The organism is Ktedonospora formicarum (assembly GCF_016587355.1).
Classification (GTDB): Bacteria; Chloroflexota; Ktedonobacteria; order Ktedonobacterales; family Ktedonobacteraceae; genus Ktedonobacter; species Ktedonobacter formicarum.
The window spans coordinates 4,151,237-4,167,285 of record NZ_BNJF01000001.1 but is presented as its reverse complement, the minus strand read 5'-3'; the positions used below and the strand labels follow the sequence as shown (position 1 = coordinate 4,167,285).

Genomic DNA, 16,049 nt, shown 5'->3' with positions numbered 1-16,049 from the left:
CGTCTATGCACCAGAGACGCAAAGTCGCGTATGGTGACAGCATACACAGTGAATGATATGTTCTGTCCATTGTCGGACACAAGAGGGGAGCAGGGAAGAGTATGCGATTAGAACCGACACCCCGACCTGAACAGGTCGTTCGTGTAAACGCCAAGCTCATCACGTCCAGCACCATTTTACATCTCTCTTCGGAAGAGCTAGAACACGCCGTCAGCCAGGAGCAGGCAGAGAATCCCGCACTCACAGTCAAGGAACAACGCATCTGTCTCTTCTGTAGCGCCCCACTCTACGGGCAATATGGGCAGGTCTGCTCCGCCTGCGGCAACTTTCCCCCTCAAGAACAACCAGGCGCCACGAATGCTCCCCCAGCTGAGGGAGCATACCCCATTGAAAACCACGCCAAATGGGATCATCAGCATACCTTCTTCGACATTGATAATTACGGCTTCATTGAGATCGACGACGAAGACTCTTTTGACCCGATGGCACGTATCGCTACGAACGAGTCACTCAGTGAGACGCTCCTACAGCAATTGGAAGCCTTGCTCCCTCCCGAGGATGCAACCATCGCGGAGCAACTGGTAGGTAACTTGAATGAGCGAGGCTACCTGGAAATCACACTTGAAGAGGTAGCCCAACACCTGGAAGTACCTCTGGAACGCGTGGATTATGTTCTCAAGCAACTTCAAACCCTTGAGCCTCTGGGCATCGGTGCTCGTAACCTGCGCGAATGCCTACTTCTTCAACTGGATGCTATTTCCGAAATCGATGAAGTGCCTCCCCTAGCTCATACGCTCATAGACCAATATCTCGACCAAATCGCGCATAATCAGTTTCATGATATAGCACGTCAACTTAAAGTCTCTGAGGCAGAAGTGAAAGAGGTCTATCGCTACATTCGTACCATGCTGCATCCCTTTCCCGCTCATACTTATAGCGCGTCTCAGGGCAACTCGCGCGTGGGCAACGGAGCAACCTATATCCGACCCGATATCATCATTCGCCAGGGTGAAAATGGCCTTGAGGTGGAACTGGTCGAAGAGAAACGCTATCTCTTCTCAGTTGGTTCGCAATACACTCCATTGTCCAGTGAAACACCTACCAACGAGGTTCAGCGCTATATGCATTACCATAATGATCGCGCACGCTTCTTCATCGATTGCATGCAGCGCCGCTGGCAAACACTCAGGCGCGTCTCGGAGCTAGTGATTCACTATCAGCGCGAGTTCATTGAAAAGGGAGTACGTTATCTGCGCCCACTGACACGCACAGAGGTCGCAACGCGTCTAAGCCTGGATGAAGGTACAGTCAGCCGCGCGACTGCCAATAAGTATGCCTTGCTCCCAAGTGGTCGCCTGCTTCCCCTGGCAGACTTCTTTGATGGCTCGCTCGGTGTGAAGGATATGCTACGTGAGCTAATTACCACAGAGGACCCCCGTCGCCGTTATAGCGACGAAGAATTGGCGCGCCTGATGAAAGCGCAGGGTATTCCAATGGCACGTAGAACTGTGACCAAATATCGCGAGGAGATGGGCATTGGCTCCTCACGTGACCGCAGCCATATGCCCATCCCTACACGCTACCAGTAAGTTCAGATACGCTTCAACTCACTATCGGCTCAATTCTAACAGAGGCAGCGCGCTCTGTGGGTCTACATAGATGGTATGCTCACGCTCATAGATGACCATGCCAGGACCACCGCCCTTCATATGGCGGACATGACGCTGCAAAGTATAATCCACAGGGGCATTCGTCGTGCCACGCGCCTGACTATAATACGCCGCCAGACTCGCCGCCTGGTCTATCGCCTGGCGAGAAATCTCGCGCCCAGCCGCCCTAATAATGACATGCGCGCCAGGGACACCGCGCGCGTGCAGCCAGAGGTCATTGCCGCTTGCCTGATGGAAAGTAACCTCCTCATTCTGGCGGCTGTTCTTGCCCACCAGGAGCGTAAAGCCCTCACGGCTCTGCACATAGAGAGGGACGCCTCCTCCAGGACCACTCTTAGCTCCCTTGCCACTCTTAGCTCCCTTGCCACTCTTACCCTTCTTCGCCGCCTTCAAAGCTTTCTTGTCCAGGGCCGCTTTTCCACGAATATAGCCCGCTGCCTGGACCTCGGCTTTGACCAGCGCCACCTCAGGAGGCACCTCAGCAAGTGAGAGGTCAACAAGTAATTGCTCGATTGTCGCCAGTTCGGCGTTATTCTGCTCGATTTGCTCTGGCAATAACTCTAACGCACGGCGCAGCTTATGATACTTATTGAAGAGTCGGTTAGCATTACCCACCGCATCGAAACGAGGATCAAGCGTAAGCTTTACTCTGGGTACATTGCCACTTCCATCATCCTCGAAGTAATTATCGACTTCAACGCTCGTCTGCCCCTGCTCGATTTCATATTGATGGGCTAGAAGGAGTTCGCCTTGCAGACGATAGCGCGCGGCATCCTCTGAAGCTGCCATCTCCTGATCCAACAGTTGAGCCTTACGCTGGCAGCGCTCGCGTTGCGTCTGCAAGATTTTGCGCACAGGCGCGCGCACACCTTCCATAGCATCGCGCCATTCCGCGCGCGCGAAATAGTCATCCAGCAGCACATTGATGGACGGAGACTGACGAATGCTGACGCTCGGTAGGGCGGCATATTGCTCCAGCACATAGGGCGCGAAAGCCAGAAACTCCTCCTGGCGCCCCATCCCCCCGTCAGATCGCTCATGCACAATTAATTGTGGTTGCCACTTATGAGTCTCATACGACGATGTCAGATCGCGAATCGTCCAGGCTAGCTCTTCCCACGTAGCTTCACTCGCGTCGGCGACTAATGTCTCGCTATTCTCGGTCGTCCGATAGACCATTTCGCGAGCCAGCAACGGACTACATCCTAGCAAGTGGCGTGTTAATAGCTGCCATAGCGTGGGCTGGCCCCCACCCTTCTTGCGCTTCTTTGGGGCCTCTTGTTCTTCGGGCTCAGGCTGTTCGGCGGCACAGATCGAGAGTTGAGCCGCCGTCACAGTCAGAGGGTCAAGGCGAGGTAATTCCTGCCCTGCCAGGATACGCTGCTGGGGGGGCGGGGGAACATACGGTACATTGGCTGTAATGACGCGGTAACGGTTCACATCGGCCCCTACACGCTTGAGGCTTCCCAGAATCATTCCATCCTCGTTGCAGAAGACGATGTTACTGATCCGACCCATAATCTCAATAATCAACCGAAAGCGCGTTCGCTCCTCACTTTCGGCTGAGCTTCGATATCCAGCCACAATCTCAATTACACGCTCCCCGCGTGGTTGTGAGATGGCCTCAATGCGTGCCCCTTCCAGATGCTTGCGTAGGAGCATCACAAAGGCTGGTGGTTCGCTGGCAATCTTGGGTGGCTTGAGGGCCGTAATATGGGCACGGGCCAACTGAGGGTGGGCCGAGAGATAGATCCAGTAATTGCGTCCGCCTCCCTGTTCCTGGGCACGCGGCGCGTAGCATTGCAGAGCCAGCGCGTACGCGGTGGGCTGGATAATGTTATCGATACGTGCTCCCGCTAACAGCATTCGCCACTCATCAGCGACCGCCGCCAGGGTCATAGCATCTACATGCATACGAACTTCCAATCTTCTACGGCATGCTTTACAGCGCATACCATGATGCCAGGCGAGCAAGCACTTACTTTTACGCGGCCTGCTCTGTGTTGTACAATATCAATAACGAGCTTCGCCCTCTAGCATCGATATACACGTGCCGAATAGCTACTGTAGAGGGAGATTATCACACCATTTGTTGATAAGCTCGCCGGTGCACACCAGTATAGCAAAGTATAGGCTATTCGTACACCAAAATCCTCAAAACAAAATGCTATGCCAGGAAGAGAAACATGCATATTGAGACAGATTCTACTGTACCTCAACCGTCTGATACATCACATCTCAATACCTCTATATCCAAACGTGGTCTTCTGTTTGTGCTTTCAGCCCCCTCTGGCACTGGAAAAGATACAGTAATTAAAGTGCTCAAAGAGCAAGGTATGGATTTTCACGTCGTGGCTTCGGTTACAACGCGCGCCCCTCGTATCGGCGAGAGCGAGGGTAACCCCTACCATTTTGTCGATACCGACACCTTTGACCGTCTGGTAGCCAGCGACGAATTACTTGAGTATGCGAACGTACACGGAAACTGGTACGGACAACCCAAGCAACCAATTCGCGAGCACCTCAGTCAAGGACGCGATGTCCTCCTTAAAATTGATGTCCAGGGAGCGGCGACTGTTCGCCAAAAGCTTCCTGGCGCAATCTTCTTATTTCTGGCTCCCGGTTCATTTGAGGAGCTCGCCCATCGTCTTACCAACCGCCAGACCGAAACAGAGGCCGAGAAACAGCGTCGTCTCCTCGATGCTCAGGACGAGCTGGCGCAGCGCGAACAATACGACTATGTTGTAGAAAATCGCCAGGGACATTTGGATCAAGCAGTAGAACAGGTACGAGCCATCATGCTTGCAGAACACTGCCGTACACACCAGAAGCACATTACCATTTAAGAGTAGAGATACATACCCAAGGAGGACAAACTTGGAAGAAGAACGCTTTGTACAATCAGGAACGCGTGAGCGTAACCTGGGCATAGAATTGATCCGTGTGACGGAAGCCGCCGCCCTGAGCGCGGGACGCTGGATGGGCAAGGGCAACAAAGAGATGGTAGACCAGGCGGCGGTCGATGCCATGCGGCAGGCTGTTGATGGTGTTGATATGGATGGCATCGTTGTCATTGGAGAAGGTGAAAAAGATGAGGCTCCCATGCTCTATATCGGAGAGCATGTTGGCAACGGAGGCGAGCCAGAAGTGGATGTCGCCGTCGATCCAGTTGATGGCACACGTCTGTTGGCTCTGGGTCTCCCAGGCGCGCTTGCGGTCGTAGCAACTGCCGAGCGCGGTACCATGTACGCGGCCCCTCCCGGAGTATTCTATATGGAGAAGATCGCCGTTGGCCCAGCTTTGCGCAACGCTATCGATATCAATGCCCCTGTGGCAGTCAACCTGGATCGCATCGCCCGTGCGCGTGATGCCCGTATCGACGATCTGACAGTCGCCATTCTTGACCGCCCACGCCACGCCGGTATCATTCGTCAGGTTCGCGAGGTCGGCGCACGCATTCGCCTTATCGGCGATGGCGATGTCGCAGCCGCTATCCAGGCTGCAATGGAGGATTACCGTGGCATTGATGTGCTACTTGGCGTTGGTGGTGCACCAGAAGCAGTACTAGCAGCAGCAGCCATCAAATGTATTGGTGGTGAAATTCAGTGTAAAATCTGGCCGCGCAATGATGAGGAGCGCGAAAAGCTGAAGTCTGACGGCATCGATTTCAATCAGGTCTATCGCACTGATGATCTCGTTAAAGGTAACGACGTCTCCTTCGCTGCCACTGGCATTACAACTGGAGAACTGTTGGATGGAGTGCAATACTTCGGTTGGGGCGCTCGTACCTCTTCGGTTATGATGCGCTCACGCTCAGGAACAGTACGCTATATCCAGGCTCGCCACAAATGGCGCAAGCCAGGCGTTGGTATGACGCGCTAGCTCTTTCAAATTCGCCACTTCATAAACGCAGAGTCAAGGGATATAGACTGTTTTTTATTGGCAAAGCAGTCTATATCCCTTGACTCTGCGTTTCATCAAGGTTTTAAGGGCAACTTCTATCACACTCCTATTGTGATCTTCTCTACTTGCGTAAGAGACGTTCGATCACTGCGTCAGCAACCTGTGAGGTCCCCACAGCGGTAGGATCATCTGGACGAGGTTTGAGATCATAGGTCACATAGCGTCCCTCGGCTATGACCTGCGTCAAGGCTCGCTCTAAACGGTGTGCGGCCTCTCGCTCTCCCAAATGCCGGAGCAACATCACGCCTGAGAACATCATGGCCATAGGATTCACTTTATTCTGGCCTGCATATTTGGGAGCGCTTCCATGAACTGGCTCAAAAACGGCCTCATGACTGCCAATATTCGCGCCGGGCGCGACCCCTAACCCCCCAATTAAACCTGCCGAAAGATCCGAAATAATATCACCATAGAGATTCGGCAACACAAGGACATCGTAAAGCTCTGGCTTCTGCACCAACTGCATGCACATGTTATCGACAATACGATCTTCGTGATGAATGTCAGGATACTCTTTCGCCACCTCATGGGCAGTCGCCAGAAAGAGGCCATCTGAGAGCCTCATGATATTCGCTTTATGTACAATAGTTACCTTGCGCCTGCCATTAGCGCGAGCATAGTCAAAGGCAAACTTGACAATACGTCTCGATGCCAGGGCCGAAATATACTTCAGGCTCAAGGCGGAATTGGGATCAAGCGTCTGGCCCGTCGTGCGCGCGATAATCTTTAGTACTTCTTCATGTTCCGGTGTTTCACGTTGAAACTCAATTCCGGCATAGAGGTCCTCAGTGTTTTCGCGCACAATAACCAGATCAATATTCTCATAGCGTGAGCGCAGGCCAGGATAGGTTTTGGCTGGCCGCAAGTTCGCATAGAGATCAAGCTTTTTACGCAAGGTGACATTCGCGCTGCGTTGCCCTCTTCCGACCGGCGTGGTAATTGGTCCCTTCAAACCCACTTTCGTCTGCTTAATCGATTCGATGACATCATCGGGCAGGACCGTCCCATGCTTCTCGAGCATTTCAGCACCGGCCTGACGTACATCCCATTCAAATAGAACTCCGGTCGCTTCCAATACGCGCCTTGTAGCTGTCGTAATCTCCGGTCCAGTGCCATCGCCCGGGATTAAGGTTACGGCGTACGGCATGGGCATGTGTTCCTCCACAAACTTGCCATTCAAAAAGGTGCTGCTTAGATTGTATGCGAAAACCAACATCACTAGCATGGCTAGCATGTTCAGGTTTTCTGATAGGAGTTATCCCAGAAAGCTAGTGGCTTTCTGTGATTATATCACTTTTGCGCGATCTCTGGTACAAAAGGCATTTATCATCTTTATGACTCATCAGCCCTCAGGCCACCTCGCCCTCATACAAGCATACAGTATTTCAAATACTGATCAGTATACAACATGATTAATGATACGCTAGTACTAGATAGCAATATATGTATCTACTCCACAAAAAGTATAAGGGGTAGTAAACGGGTTTTCAGATTTTGAAAACCCGTTTACTACCCCTCCATACAGTAGATCATCGTTTTAGTGAGGCTGAAGTAGACTACTCCGCCACATTTCTCTTACTTGGACTTGCTACGACCTTCTTCGTGGCTTTACTGGTGGTAGCCGACGAGCGACTACTGGCTCTCTTTGTAGTAGTCGTTGCCTTACGGGTAGTGCTAGCCGTCGACTTCTTGCGTGTCGTTGTAGTTTTGCGTTTCGTCTCTGCCTTTGGCGCCTCAGATGTGGCCTTCTTGCGCGTTGAGCCCTTCGCCTTTGTCACTTTTTTCGTCGTTCCATCAGGTGAGGGCTCCTCATCAGCGCTCCGGCGTGGCACAATAACTTCGTTATAGCAAACAGGATCCTGTCCAACCTTCGGAATGACCATCAGGCCGTTGCAGTTGGGGCAAGTCTCAGGTATTGGCTTCTCCCAGATGGCGAAGTTACAGGTGGGATAGTTGTTACAACCATAGAAGAGACGCTTGCGTTGCTTCGTCTTACGCTCAACCAGATCTCCCCCACAGAGCGGGCAGAGCGCGCCGGTCTTATTGACAAACGAGCGACCATAGCGACATTCTGGAAAACCAGAGCAGGAGATAAAGCGGCCAAAGCGCCCAGTACGAATAACGAGATTGCGCCCGCAGTCGGGACACTTCTCATCAAGTTCCTCTACAGGCTTCTGCACCCGGTCCATCTCCGCTTCAGCCTTCTCCATCGTCGACTTAAAATCGCCATAGAAGGTCCGCAGGAACTCAATCCAGGAGCGACGTCCTTCTTCAACGTCATCAAGCTTACGCTCCATCTCTGCGGTAAAGCCAGTATCCACGATTTCGGGAAAATGTTTATTCATGACCTCGTTGACCGTTGCTCCAAGCCAGGTTGGCATAAAGCGCCGCTGCTCCTGCTCCACATAGCCACGATCCTGAATCGTACTGATAATAGGGACATATGTGCTTGGACGCCCAATGCCTTCTTCTTCCAGTTGCTTAATCAAGCTGGCCTCAGTAAAGCGTGGTGGCGGCTGGGTAAAATGCTGTTCTGGTTTGAGCTTATGCAGATCAAGAGTCTCGTCAACCTGCATCCGTGGCAAGAGCTTCTCATCCTCCTCACGCGGCCAGACAGCATAGAAGCCTGGAAAGCGCAGGTTTGAGCCAGTAGCACGGAAGACATACTGCTTGGCACCAATATCAACGCGCACAGTATCAAAGATCGCGGCAGCCATAAAGCTAGCGACAAAACGATTCCAGATCAGATTATAGAGCTTAAACTGATCTGGAGTCAGAAATGATTTGATACTTTGGGGCAAGATTGTAACATCAGTGGGGCGAATAGCTTCGTGCGCATCCTGAGTCGTGGCTTTGGCCTTGCTCATGCGTCCAGCGCCCACATACTCTTTCCCATACTCCTGAGCTACAAAGCCCTTCACCATTTTCTGGGCTTCATCAGAGATACGCGTCGAGTCCGTTCTCATATAGGTAATCAAGCCCTGTTGCCCACGCTCGCCCAGTTCTATACCTTCGTATAATTGTTGGGCCAGGCTCATCGTGCGCTTGGGTTTAAAGTACAGCCGCGACGAGGCATCCTGCTGCAAGGTGCTGGTCGTATAAGGGAACGGCGCCTGACGACGTTGCTCACGCTCCTCATATTTCAGCACATTATAGGCCGCGCCTTTGAGCTCAGCCAGAATGGTATCAGCCTCCTCCTGCGAGGAGATCTTAATTCGCCCCTTCTTACTCGCTTTGCTTCCATTACCTTCGTTGTTGGAGCCAACATTTGCTTCAGCCTCCTGGTCCGCGCTATTCACAGCGGACAAATCAGCAAGCCGCGAAATCAACGACGCCTCAAAGCGCTCTGAGCTCTTCTGCTTACTCAGCGTCGCCGTGATGCTCCAATATTCCTCCGGAACAAAAGCCTGGATCTCAGACTCGCGATCACAAATCAAGCGCAAAGCCACAGACTGTACGCGACCAGCACTCGTTCCCGACTGAATACGCCTCCAGAGCAAAGGGCTAATCTTATAACCAACCAGGCGATCAAGCACGCGACGCGCCTGCTGAGCATTAAAGAGGTCCTCATTGATCTGACGCGGTTTCTTAATCGCATCCTGAACTGCGTGCTTCGTAATTTCATTGAAAACAGCCCGGTGTGGATTTTTCAAGCCCAATACGTTCTGCAAAGACCAGGCAATGAACTCGCCCTCACGATCCGGGTCAGGGGCGAGGAAAACTTCGTCCGCGCGTTTCGATGCCGCCTTGAGCTCGTCAATCAGCTTATCTTTTTTCTCTATAACCTCATACTTGGGCGCAAAGTCTTTCCGTGTATTTACTCCCAGCCCCTTCTTCGGCAAATCGACAATGTGACCCATTGAGGCACGAACCTCAAAGTCTCGTCCCAAAAACTTCTCAATCGTTTTTGCCTTAGCTGGCGACTCTACGATTACTAGTTTCTTTGCCATCGACCTTATTCCCCGACCTTCGTTTTTACTACTATAAAGTGTTGATACAACTTCCCATCACTCGAAACACGCAAATACCGGGTAGATATTTCCAAAGCATAGAATAGCATAGTTTGGCAAGTAGCTACTCTATCTATGGTCTTATGCGAAAACCAATGCCGCTCTCGCGGCTAGCGCGCACTTCTTGTGCTCAGATGTTTGTTGCAACAAACGCACTCAGGTTTCCGGATAAGGGGTATGTTAACAAAACTTTCGGGTAACAGCAAAAATTTCTTAAGAAGCATACCACATCCTGGCAACACTCTCAGGACTACTAGCCCGGCTATCACTTGACCCCCCTTGAACTTGCATGCTATTCTGCATTCAGCCATACTATAAGAGATACTATAAACGCTGACTCGGAGGAAAGATATGCGCAAAGATAAATCGTCTCAGCCATTGAAACAGGAGCCAGATACACCACCCCAACAGCCATTGAGTCGCAATGCGCTCGCAGGCAAATGGCGTGGCAAAGTGAGTCAGCGACCATCTGAACCCCAGAACCACCAGCTACGTGCGGGTTTGGCAATCGTAGCAGGGCGTACCGCAGGAGCATTGAGCCGTCGTCTTCACGTAGGTGGAGGAACTAGCATCGTTGGTATCGTAGCACAGCGCATGTACCCTGACATCGTCGAGCACCTGGCCACACAGCTTGAACATGGTAGCATCATCGTCACTGGCACAAATGGCAAAACCACAACCAGTGGCTTTGTCGCAGCGATCATGCGTCACTCAGGCTTACGTGTCTGGCATAATAAGGAAGGCTCAAACCTGATGCGCGGCATCGCCAGTTCCTTGGTTATTCGTGCTCTACCTAGCGGTAAGCTTAAACGCGCAGGGAAAGCCATCTCGATCCTTGAGGTTGATGAGGCAACCCTTCCCCAGATCACCCAGGCAGTAACACCACGCGTACTTCTCTTTAACAATCTCTTCCGCGACCAGCTCGACCGCTATGGAGAGGTCGATAGTATCTCCAGTCAGTGGCACGATACATTACAAAAACTACCCACAAGTACCATTCTGGTGCTGAATGCTGATGACCCTACCACAGCACAGCTTGGAAGAGATTTTGCAGGTACTATCATTTACTACGGCATAGATGACCTATCGCTTGATTTACGCCACAAGCAGGAGGATGAACAACACCAGGTCATCGATGCTCGTGTCTGCCCAATTTGCGGTCGTGAATATGAATACGACGCGCGATTCTATAGCCATATCGGGCATTATCACTGTCCAAACGGCGATTGGTCACGCCCGCAACCACAGATTCGTGTGACCGGTATTCACGCCGAGGGCTTTGATCGCCAGCGCCTGCGTATCGCTATCGGTGACGAGAAGCACGATCTCATCGTACCATTGCCTGGCATATACAATATCTACAACGCACTTGGGGCCATCGCGATTGCCAAAGCACTTGATATTCCCTGGGAACCAGTCCAGAAAGGCATACAAAGCTTTAAGCCTGTCTTTGGTCGTGGCGAAAGCGTTGATATCGATGGTCGCGTCGTTCGTTTGCTCCTCGCAAAAAATCCAACCGGCTTCAACGAGGTACTACGCACACTCTTTAGTGAGCGCACGGTCGAGGCGACGCAACCCACCATCCCTGAGAAGCCTCAGGCAATGGAAGGCAATGGAGCTCCATCGGTAGGCAATTCCAGTCCGGAACCGGTCCAGGAGCCAACTCAGCGACATGTGTTATTTGTCCTCAATGATAACACTGCTGACGGGCGAGATATTTCCTGGATCTGGGACGTAGATTTTGAAAGGGCACTCGAGCATATCGCGTCCGTCACCATTTCGGGAACACGCGCGCGTGACCTTATGCTTCGGCTAAAATATGCAGGTATAGACGAAAACAAGATGACACTTATTCCTTCGACGCCTTTACGTGCCGAGAAGGTAAAACAGGCATCTAAACGCTCTTCGGCACGCAGGAAAGGGAAGCAGAGTGACACCGATCGTCAAGCGACCCTCCCCTCCGCACGTATCTACGGGCTGCAAGAGGCGGTGAATAAAGCAATAGAGGGTACGCCTCCCGGAGAAACTTTGTTCATCGTTCCTACGTATACAGGTTTATTAGAAATTCATCGTCATTTAGAACAGCAGGGCCTTACACCCCGCTACTGGGAAGGAAGAGACGCATGACGTACGCTTCCGTCAAGCCTCTCACGCTTACCCTTGGTCACCTCTATCCAGATCAACTCAATCTCTATGGTGACCGAGGTAATATCATGACGCTTCAGCGTCGTTGCCAGGCTCGCGGAATCGAGCTTCGTGTTGTTGGGCTGGGTATTGGAGACGCCCTCGCCCCCGATGAATACGATATGCTTTTCATTGGGGGAGGGCAGGATAAAGAACAGGCCCCAGTCGCTCAGGATCTCTATGAGCTCAAGGGCATCGGCTTATGGGCGGCGGTCGAAGATGATATGCCTGTGCTGGCTGTGTGTGGGGGATTCCAATTGCTAGCACACTATTATCGCCCGGCTGAAGGTCCAGATATGCGAGGGCTGGGTGTCTTTGATGCCTGGACAATCCATAAAGGCGCACGAGTGGCACGCTGTATTGGCGATATAGCCTTAAGCTGGAATGGAACAACGCTGGTTGGATTTGAGAATCATGGCGGGCGCACCTACCTGGGAACCGCAAAACCTTTGGGGAAAGTTCTCAAAGGCTTTGGGAACAATGCCGAGGACCATACCGAGGGCGCGATTTATCGTAATGCCTATGGAACCTATCTCCACGGCTCGCTCTTACCCAAAAACCCCCATTTCGCAGACCATCTTATCTCTTTAGCGCTCAAGCGGAAATACAAAGAAGATGATGATGAAAGCACTATAGCTGCCTTTTCAGCTACAAATAACGGACAAAGGCTGGAGCAAGACACCTCTGAAGATGTACTGGCGGTGACAACACTCACAAAGGAGGAGGCCACTTCACCCTCTCCACTTACGCTCGCGCCATTAGATGATACACTGGAATGGGAGGCACATACCTATATTCTTGAGCGCCTCGGTCTGCACAACGCCGCTACGGCTGCAATACGCACTCATATAAAACAATAGGAGTTCAACACAGCAAGAATACCACAGAGGGAGGTTTGATGAGTACAGATCGGTCTCTGGCACGTTGCTCGTTTTGTGGGCGCCATGCATCAGAAGTGAAACGTATCGTCGCGGGACCTGGAGCTGCGTATATCTGCGATGCATGCCTTCAATTGTGCAATGAAATACTTCAAGATTCTGCTCCGTTCTCGCCAAAGGCTCTGGAACTGGCCTCACGCCCCCCTGTGGTCACTTCCGCGCCACCCCAGACTCCCACCACACTCAAAGGGGAGAGCACCAGTAGCGAAACACAAGAACCTGAGCGGGTTGTAAATCTGGAAATTGAGCAAAAGCAACAGGGCATGACCCTGTTGCTCCATCGGCTCTGCTATTATCAACAGTACTTTGAAATTCAATATCTCTGGATGCGACCTCCACTTGCGAGCGGCTTTGCTTTCGTTCCACGTATCATATTCTCTTTGCAAGATGATATTGGGAATCACTGGTTCGGGGATCGAGGCGGAACATTACTCGCGCGCCCCGATCTGGGGAATGGCTCAGAGGAAATCATTTATCAAGGAAGCGCGCGCTTCCGTCCAGCACTCAAAGCCGAGAGCAAACAACTGACAGTTCTGGCTGCTGATCCTTTAGGGCTTTTTGAGTCCCCAATCATTCCTCCATGGAAATTCGAGGTCCATATCCCTTAAGAAGCCCCAAATCATCTCAATGCTCTATTGTCACCAGTGGAAATATCAGCGAGGCATCAAAGATCATAAGAGACACAGAAGCCCGGCATGGACAATAATCCATGCCGGGCTTCTGGCTATTCTGGGGAATATTTTATTCTACGGCTGGAATAAGCAGGCCATAGCCACCCTGATCCAGTCGATACATGACATTGACACTGCTCGTTTCCTGGTTATAGAAGGGATAGTAAGCCGATTTATCTTTCTCCATAAGCTCAATAACCTCTTTATCAGTCATTGGCTTGGTTGGCAATCTCTTGATCTCCACAATCTGAGACCAGATCTGTTCATTCTCCTGCTCTTCCATCATCTGGCTCTCAGTCATGCTTTCAGAAAATGCTTCAGCTTCCTCTTCCAAAGCAGATAAACGGCCAGTGCGCGAGAGAGCGAGCGTTTTCATAGCAGGAGCGTGCTGGCGGCGCGTCGTCAGGCGATCCTTCTGACGGCCCAGCTGATACACAACTTTATCGACCACAACGTCAAGCGCGGCATTCACGGTAAGCGCGCTTACTTCGCTACGCACAGCATGAACATGACCATGACCTGGCAACGCAATCTGGACAGAAAAACGGTCCTGAGCACTTCTTGTCTGCCCCTCGGTTACCGTCACTTCCACGAGTGCATTCTCATCAATTAAGCGGGAAAGGCGCTGGAGTTTACGTTCGATGCGCTGACGCAACTGTGGGGAGACGTGCATCTGTCGGCCTGTGATGATTATTTGCATACTTGTGCTTCCTCTTTCCGATTCTACAACACAACACAACACAACGGAATAGAAGACTCTCGCCGGAGATAGATGTACAGATCATATTATACATCATTCCACGAAGGACTGGGGCACACTCAAGCACTTTAAGCAACTAAACAGAATAATTTACATCTTGTCCCCGAATAATCTCTGATCCTTACTTTACAGTTTCTGATATCGCTCTAACGCAGGCATATCGATAGTCATGTTTCTATATCCGACAGACTCAACCTACCATCCTAACAAAATGTAACAATGCAAATATCCTTCAATATAAGCTCAAAAGATATTTTATGATGAAATCATCTACAGATGTGAAACATCTGGTGAACTATGTTTCATATTTGGAAGGCAGAAATTCATACAATGTTCACCATAAGATGTTATGATAATAGAGGTTTACATATACATTCAATATTCATTCTTGCGTCAAATGCTATCTGAGCCATATTGGTGGTACGAGTAATGAGGAAGGCGATGAAAGTTATACCAAGTGATCAACATATTACTTACCAGCTACAACATCGAAAGTGTGGAAAGGAAGCATGTAGTACCTGCCGCAATGGCCCTGGTCATGGTCCCTACTGGTATGCCTACTGGCGCGAAGGTTCACGCCTACGCTCAGGATATGTTGGCAAAGTCCATCCACATTTACAACAGATTACCGACGAGCAGGCCAGGGTAGAGGAGCGCCATGCCAGCTCACATCAATCCAGACTCGCCTCATCTCGCGCACGCTAGGGTATGTATACCAAAACTGTCTCCAAGCTTCACAGTTGTGATAGAATATGCCTGTTGCAGACAACTTAGTATTGGAGAGCCAGAATGAAATGTCCTTATTGCGGATGTACCGAGTCTCGCGTGAAAGATTCACGCGATATCGGTGATGCCATCCACAGACGCCGCGAATGTGATCATTGCAAGGGGCGTTTCAGTACCTACGAGCGTGTTGAGAAAGCGCCTCTCATGGTCATTAAAAGCGACCAACGGCGCGAGGCATTCGACCGTATGAAGCTATACGTTGGGCTACGCAAGGCGTGCGAAAAACGCCCATTACCAGCAAGCGAAATAGAGAAAGCGGTAGAGGAAATAGAACAAGCTCTTGACCGATCAGGAAAGCAGGAGATCCCAAGCAGCATGATTGGCGAACTGGTTATGGAGCGTTTGCGTCTTCTCGACAAAATCGCGTATATCCGCTTCGCAAGTGTCTACCATTCGTTTACCGATGTAGAGACGATGTTCGAGGAGATGCAGAAACTCATGCACAAGGACAGCAAGTCCGATCCGCACTCTCAGGTACCACAGCCCCATGAGCAGAAGGTAGAGTAGGCGCTGCAATCATGCCTACGCACACTACTCTACCTCGCCCGTTCGCTAATACGAATTGTGGGATACGCATTGCACTATTGGACTAACGAGCCTCAGCCTTTCGCAAACGGCGACTCAATACAGCCAACAACTTCAACGCAATATCAGACTGCGAACGCAAAATACTACGGAATTCCCAGACAGGCAGAACAAGTGCTGTGACATCTTCTTCGGCAATCACAGTCGCTGAACGCGGCTGCTCATCGAGAAGCGCCATCTCACCAAGCACATCACCAGCCGAAGCACTACCAATAACCTCTTCAGCCCCGTCAGGACTCTGTGCTTGAATAATACGTACCTTTCCACTCTTCAGTACATACAGCCCAACACCAGTATCCCCTTGTGAAACAATGGTAGAACCTGCACTGAATGAGCGTTCCTGACAATTCTTTGCAATCTCTTGCAATTCTTTCTTACTTAAAGTGGAAAAGAGATCTACACGCGAGAGGATGTCTTCATTCATCGTTTTACGGCTCCCTTCGGCAGCGCCTTGATCCTGTAAATAAAAAGGTGGACCAATA

13 protein-coding genes are annotated in these 16,049 nt (G+C 51.1%); 8 read left to right on the top strand and 5 right to left on the bottom strand.

Annotated features, from left to right (window positions below; all coding sequences use genetic code 11):
- Positions 1 to 101: 101 nt before the first annotated feature.
- Positions 102 to 1,589: an RNA polymerase factor sigma-54 gene (rpoN, locus tag K3T82_RS17910; RefSeq protein WP_220194805.1), complete on the top strand. Its 1,488-nt coding sequence runs from the start codon at positions 102 to 104 to the stop codon at positions 1,587 to 1,589.
- Between the two features lie 21 nt (positions 1,590 to 1,610).
- Here rpoN and K3T82_RS17905 read toward each other — a convergent pair whose 3' ends face one another.
- Entirely contained in the window at positions 1,611 to 3,584 is a 1,974-nt protein-coding gene (locus tag K3T82_RS17905) for an Rqc2 family fibronectin-binding protein (RefSeq protein ID WP_220194804.1), read from the bottom strand.
- Positions 3,585 to 3,856: 272 nt separating this feature from the next.
- Here K3T82_RS17905 and gmk point away from each other — a divergent pair, with 272 nt between their 5' ends.
- The gene (gmk, locus tag K3T82_RS17900; RefSeq protein ID WP_220194803.1) at positions 3,857 to 4,516 is read left to right on the top strand and encodes a guanylate kinase; all 660 of its coding nucleotides are present in this window, start codon (positions 3,857 to 3,859) and stop codon (positions 4,514 to 4,516) included.
- A 31-nt stretch (positions 4,517 to 4,547) separates the two neighbouring features.
- Positions 4,548 to 5,552, top strand: coding sequence for a class II fructose-bisphosphatase (gene glpX, locus K3T82_RS17895; protein ID WP_220194802.1), 1,005 nt, complete (start codon positions 4,548 to 4,550; stop codon positions 5,550 to 5,552).
- A gap of 142 nt (positions 5,553 to 5,694) precedes the next feature.
- Here the strand turns inward: glpX and K3T82_RS17890 are convergent, their stop codons facing one another.
- Together K3T82_RS17890 and topA are read right to left on the bottom strand one after the other, a co-directional pair.
- On the bottom strand, positions 5,695 to 6,780 hold the full coding sequence (locus tag K3T82_RS17890) for an isocitrate/isopropylmalate dehydrogenase family protein (protein ID WP_236031196.1): 1,086 nt from the start codon (positions 6,778 to 6,780) through the stop codon (positions 5,695 to 5,697).
- 409 nt (positions 6,781 to 7,189) lie between these two features.
- The gene (gene topA / locus K3T82_RS17885; RefSeq protein WP_220194800.1) at positions 7,190 to 9,583 is read right to left on the bottom strand and encodes a type I DNA topoisomerase; all 2,394 of its coding nucleotides are present in this window, start codon (positions 9,581 to 9,583) and stop codon (positions 7,190 to 7,192) included.
- 411 nt (positions 9,584 to 9,994) lie between these two features.
- Between topA and K3T82_RS17880 the strand changes: the two genes are divergently transcribed.
- From K3T82_RS17880 to K3T82_RS17870, 3 genes are read left to right on the top strand one after another with little or no spacing between them, the layout of a single operon-like run.
- Positions 9,995 to 11,770, top strand: coding sequence for a Mur ligase family protein (locus tag K3T82_RS17880; protein ID WP_220194799.1), 1,776 nt, complete (start codon positions 9,995 to 9,997; stop codon positions 11,768 to 11,770).
- Complete coding sequence (locus K3T82_RS17875) at positions 11,767 to 12,687, top strand: type 1 glutamine amidotransferase (RefSeq protein WP_220194798.1); 921 nt, start codon at positions 11,767 to 11,769, stop codon at positions 12,685 to 12,687. The genes K3T82_RS17880 and K3T82_RS17875 overlap by 4 nt, the downstream gene beginning before the upstream one ends.
- A gap of 38 nt (positions 12,688 to 12,725) precedes the next feature.
- Positions 12,726 to 13,373: a ClpX C4-type zinc finger protein gene (locus tag K3T82_RS17870; protein WP_220194797.1), complete on the top strand. Its 648-nt coding sequence runs from the start codon at positions 12,726 to 12,728 to the stop codon at positions 13,371 to 13,373.
- A 133-nt stretch (positions 13,374 to 13,506) separates the two neighbouring features.
- Here the strand turns inward: K3T82_RS17870 and hpf are convergent, their stop codons facing one another.
- On the bottom strand, positions 13,507 to 14,136 hold the full coding sequence (hpf, locus tag K3T82_RS17865) for a ribosome hibernation-promoting factor, HPF/YfiA family (protein ID WP_220194796.1): 630 nt from the start codon (positions 14,134 to 14,136) through the stop codon (positions 13,507 to 13,509).
- A gap of 501 nt (positions 14,137 to 14,637) precedes the next feature.
- Between hpf and K3T82_RS17860 the strand changes: the two genes are divergently transcribed.
- A complete protein-coding gene (locus K3T82_RS17860; RefSeq protein WP_220194795.1) occupies positions 14,638 to 14,901 on the top strand; it encodes a DUF6788 family protein in 264 nt (87 codons plus the stop codon).
- Positions 14,902 to 14,985: 84 nt separating this feature from the next.
- Positions 14,986 to 15,489, top strand: coding sequence for a transcriptional regulator NrdR (gene nrdR / locus K3T82_RS17855; RefSeq protein WP_220194794.1), 504 nt, complete (start codon positions 14,986 to 14,988; stop codon positions 15,487 to 15,489).
- Between the two features lie 82 nt (positions 15,490 to 15,571).
- Here nrdR and K3T82_RS17850 read toward each other — a convergent pair whose 3' ends face one another.
- Positions 15,572 to 15,991, bottom strand: coding sequence for a Crp/Fnr family transcriptional regulator (locus K3T82_RS17850; protein WP_220194793.1), 420 nt, complete (start codon positions 15,989 to 15,991; stop codon positions 15,572 to 15,574).
- Positions 15,992 to 16,049 lie beyond the last annotated feature (58 nt).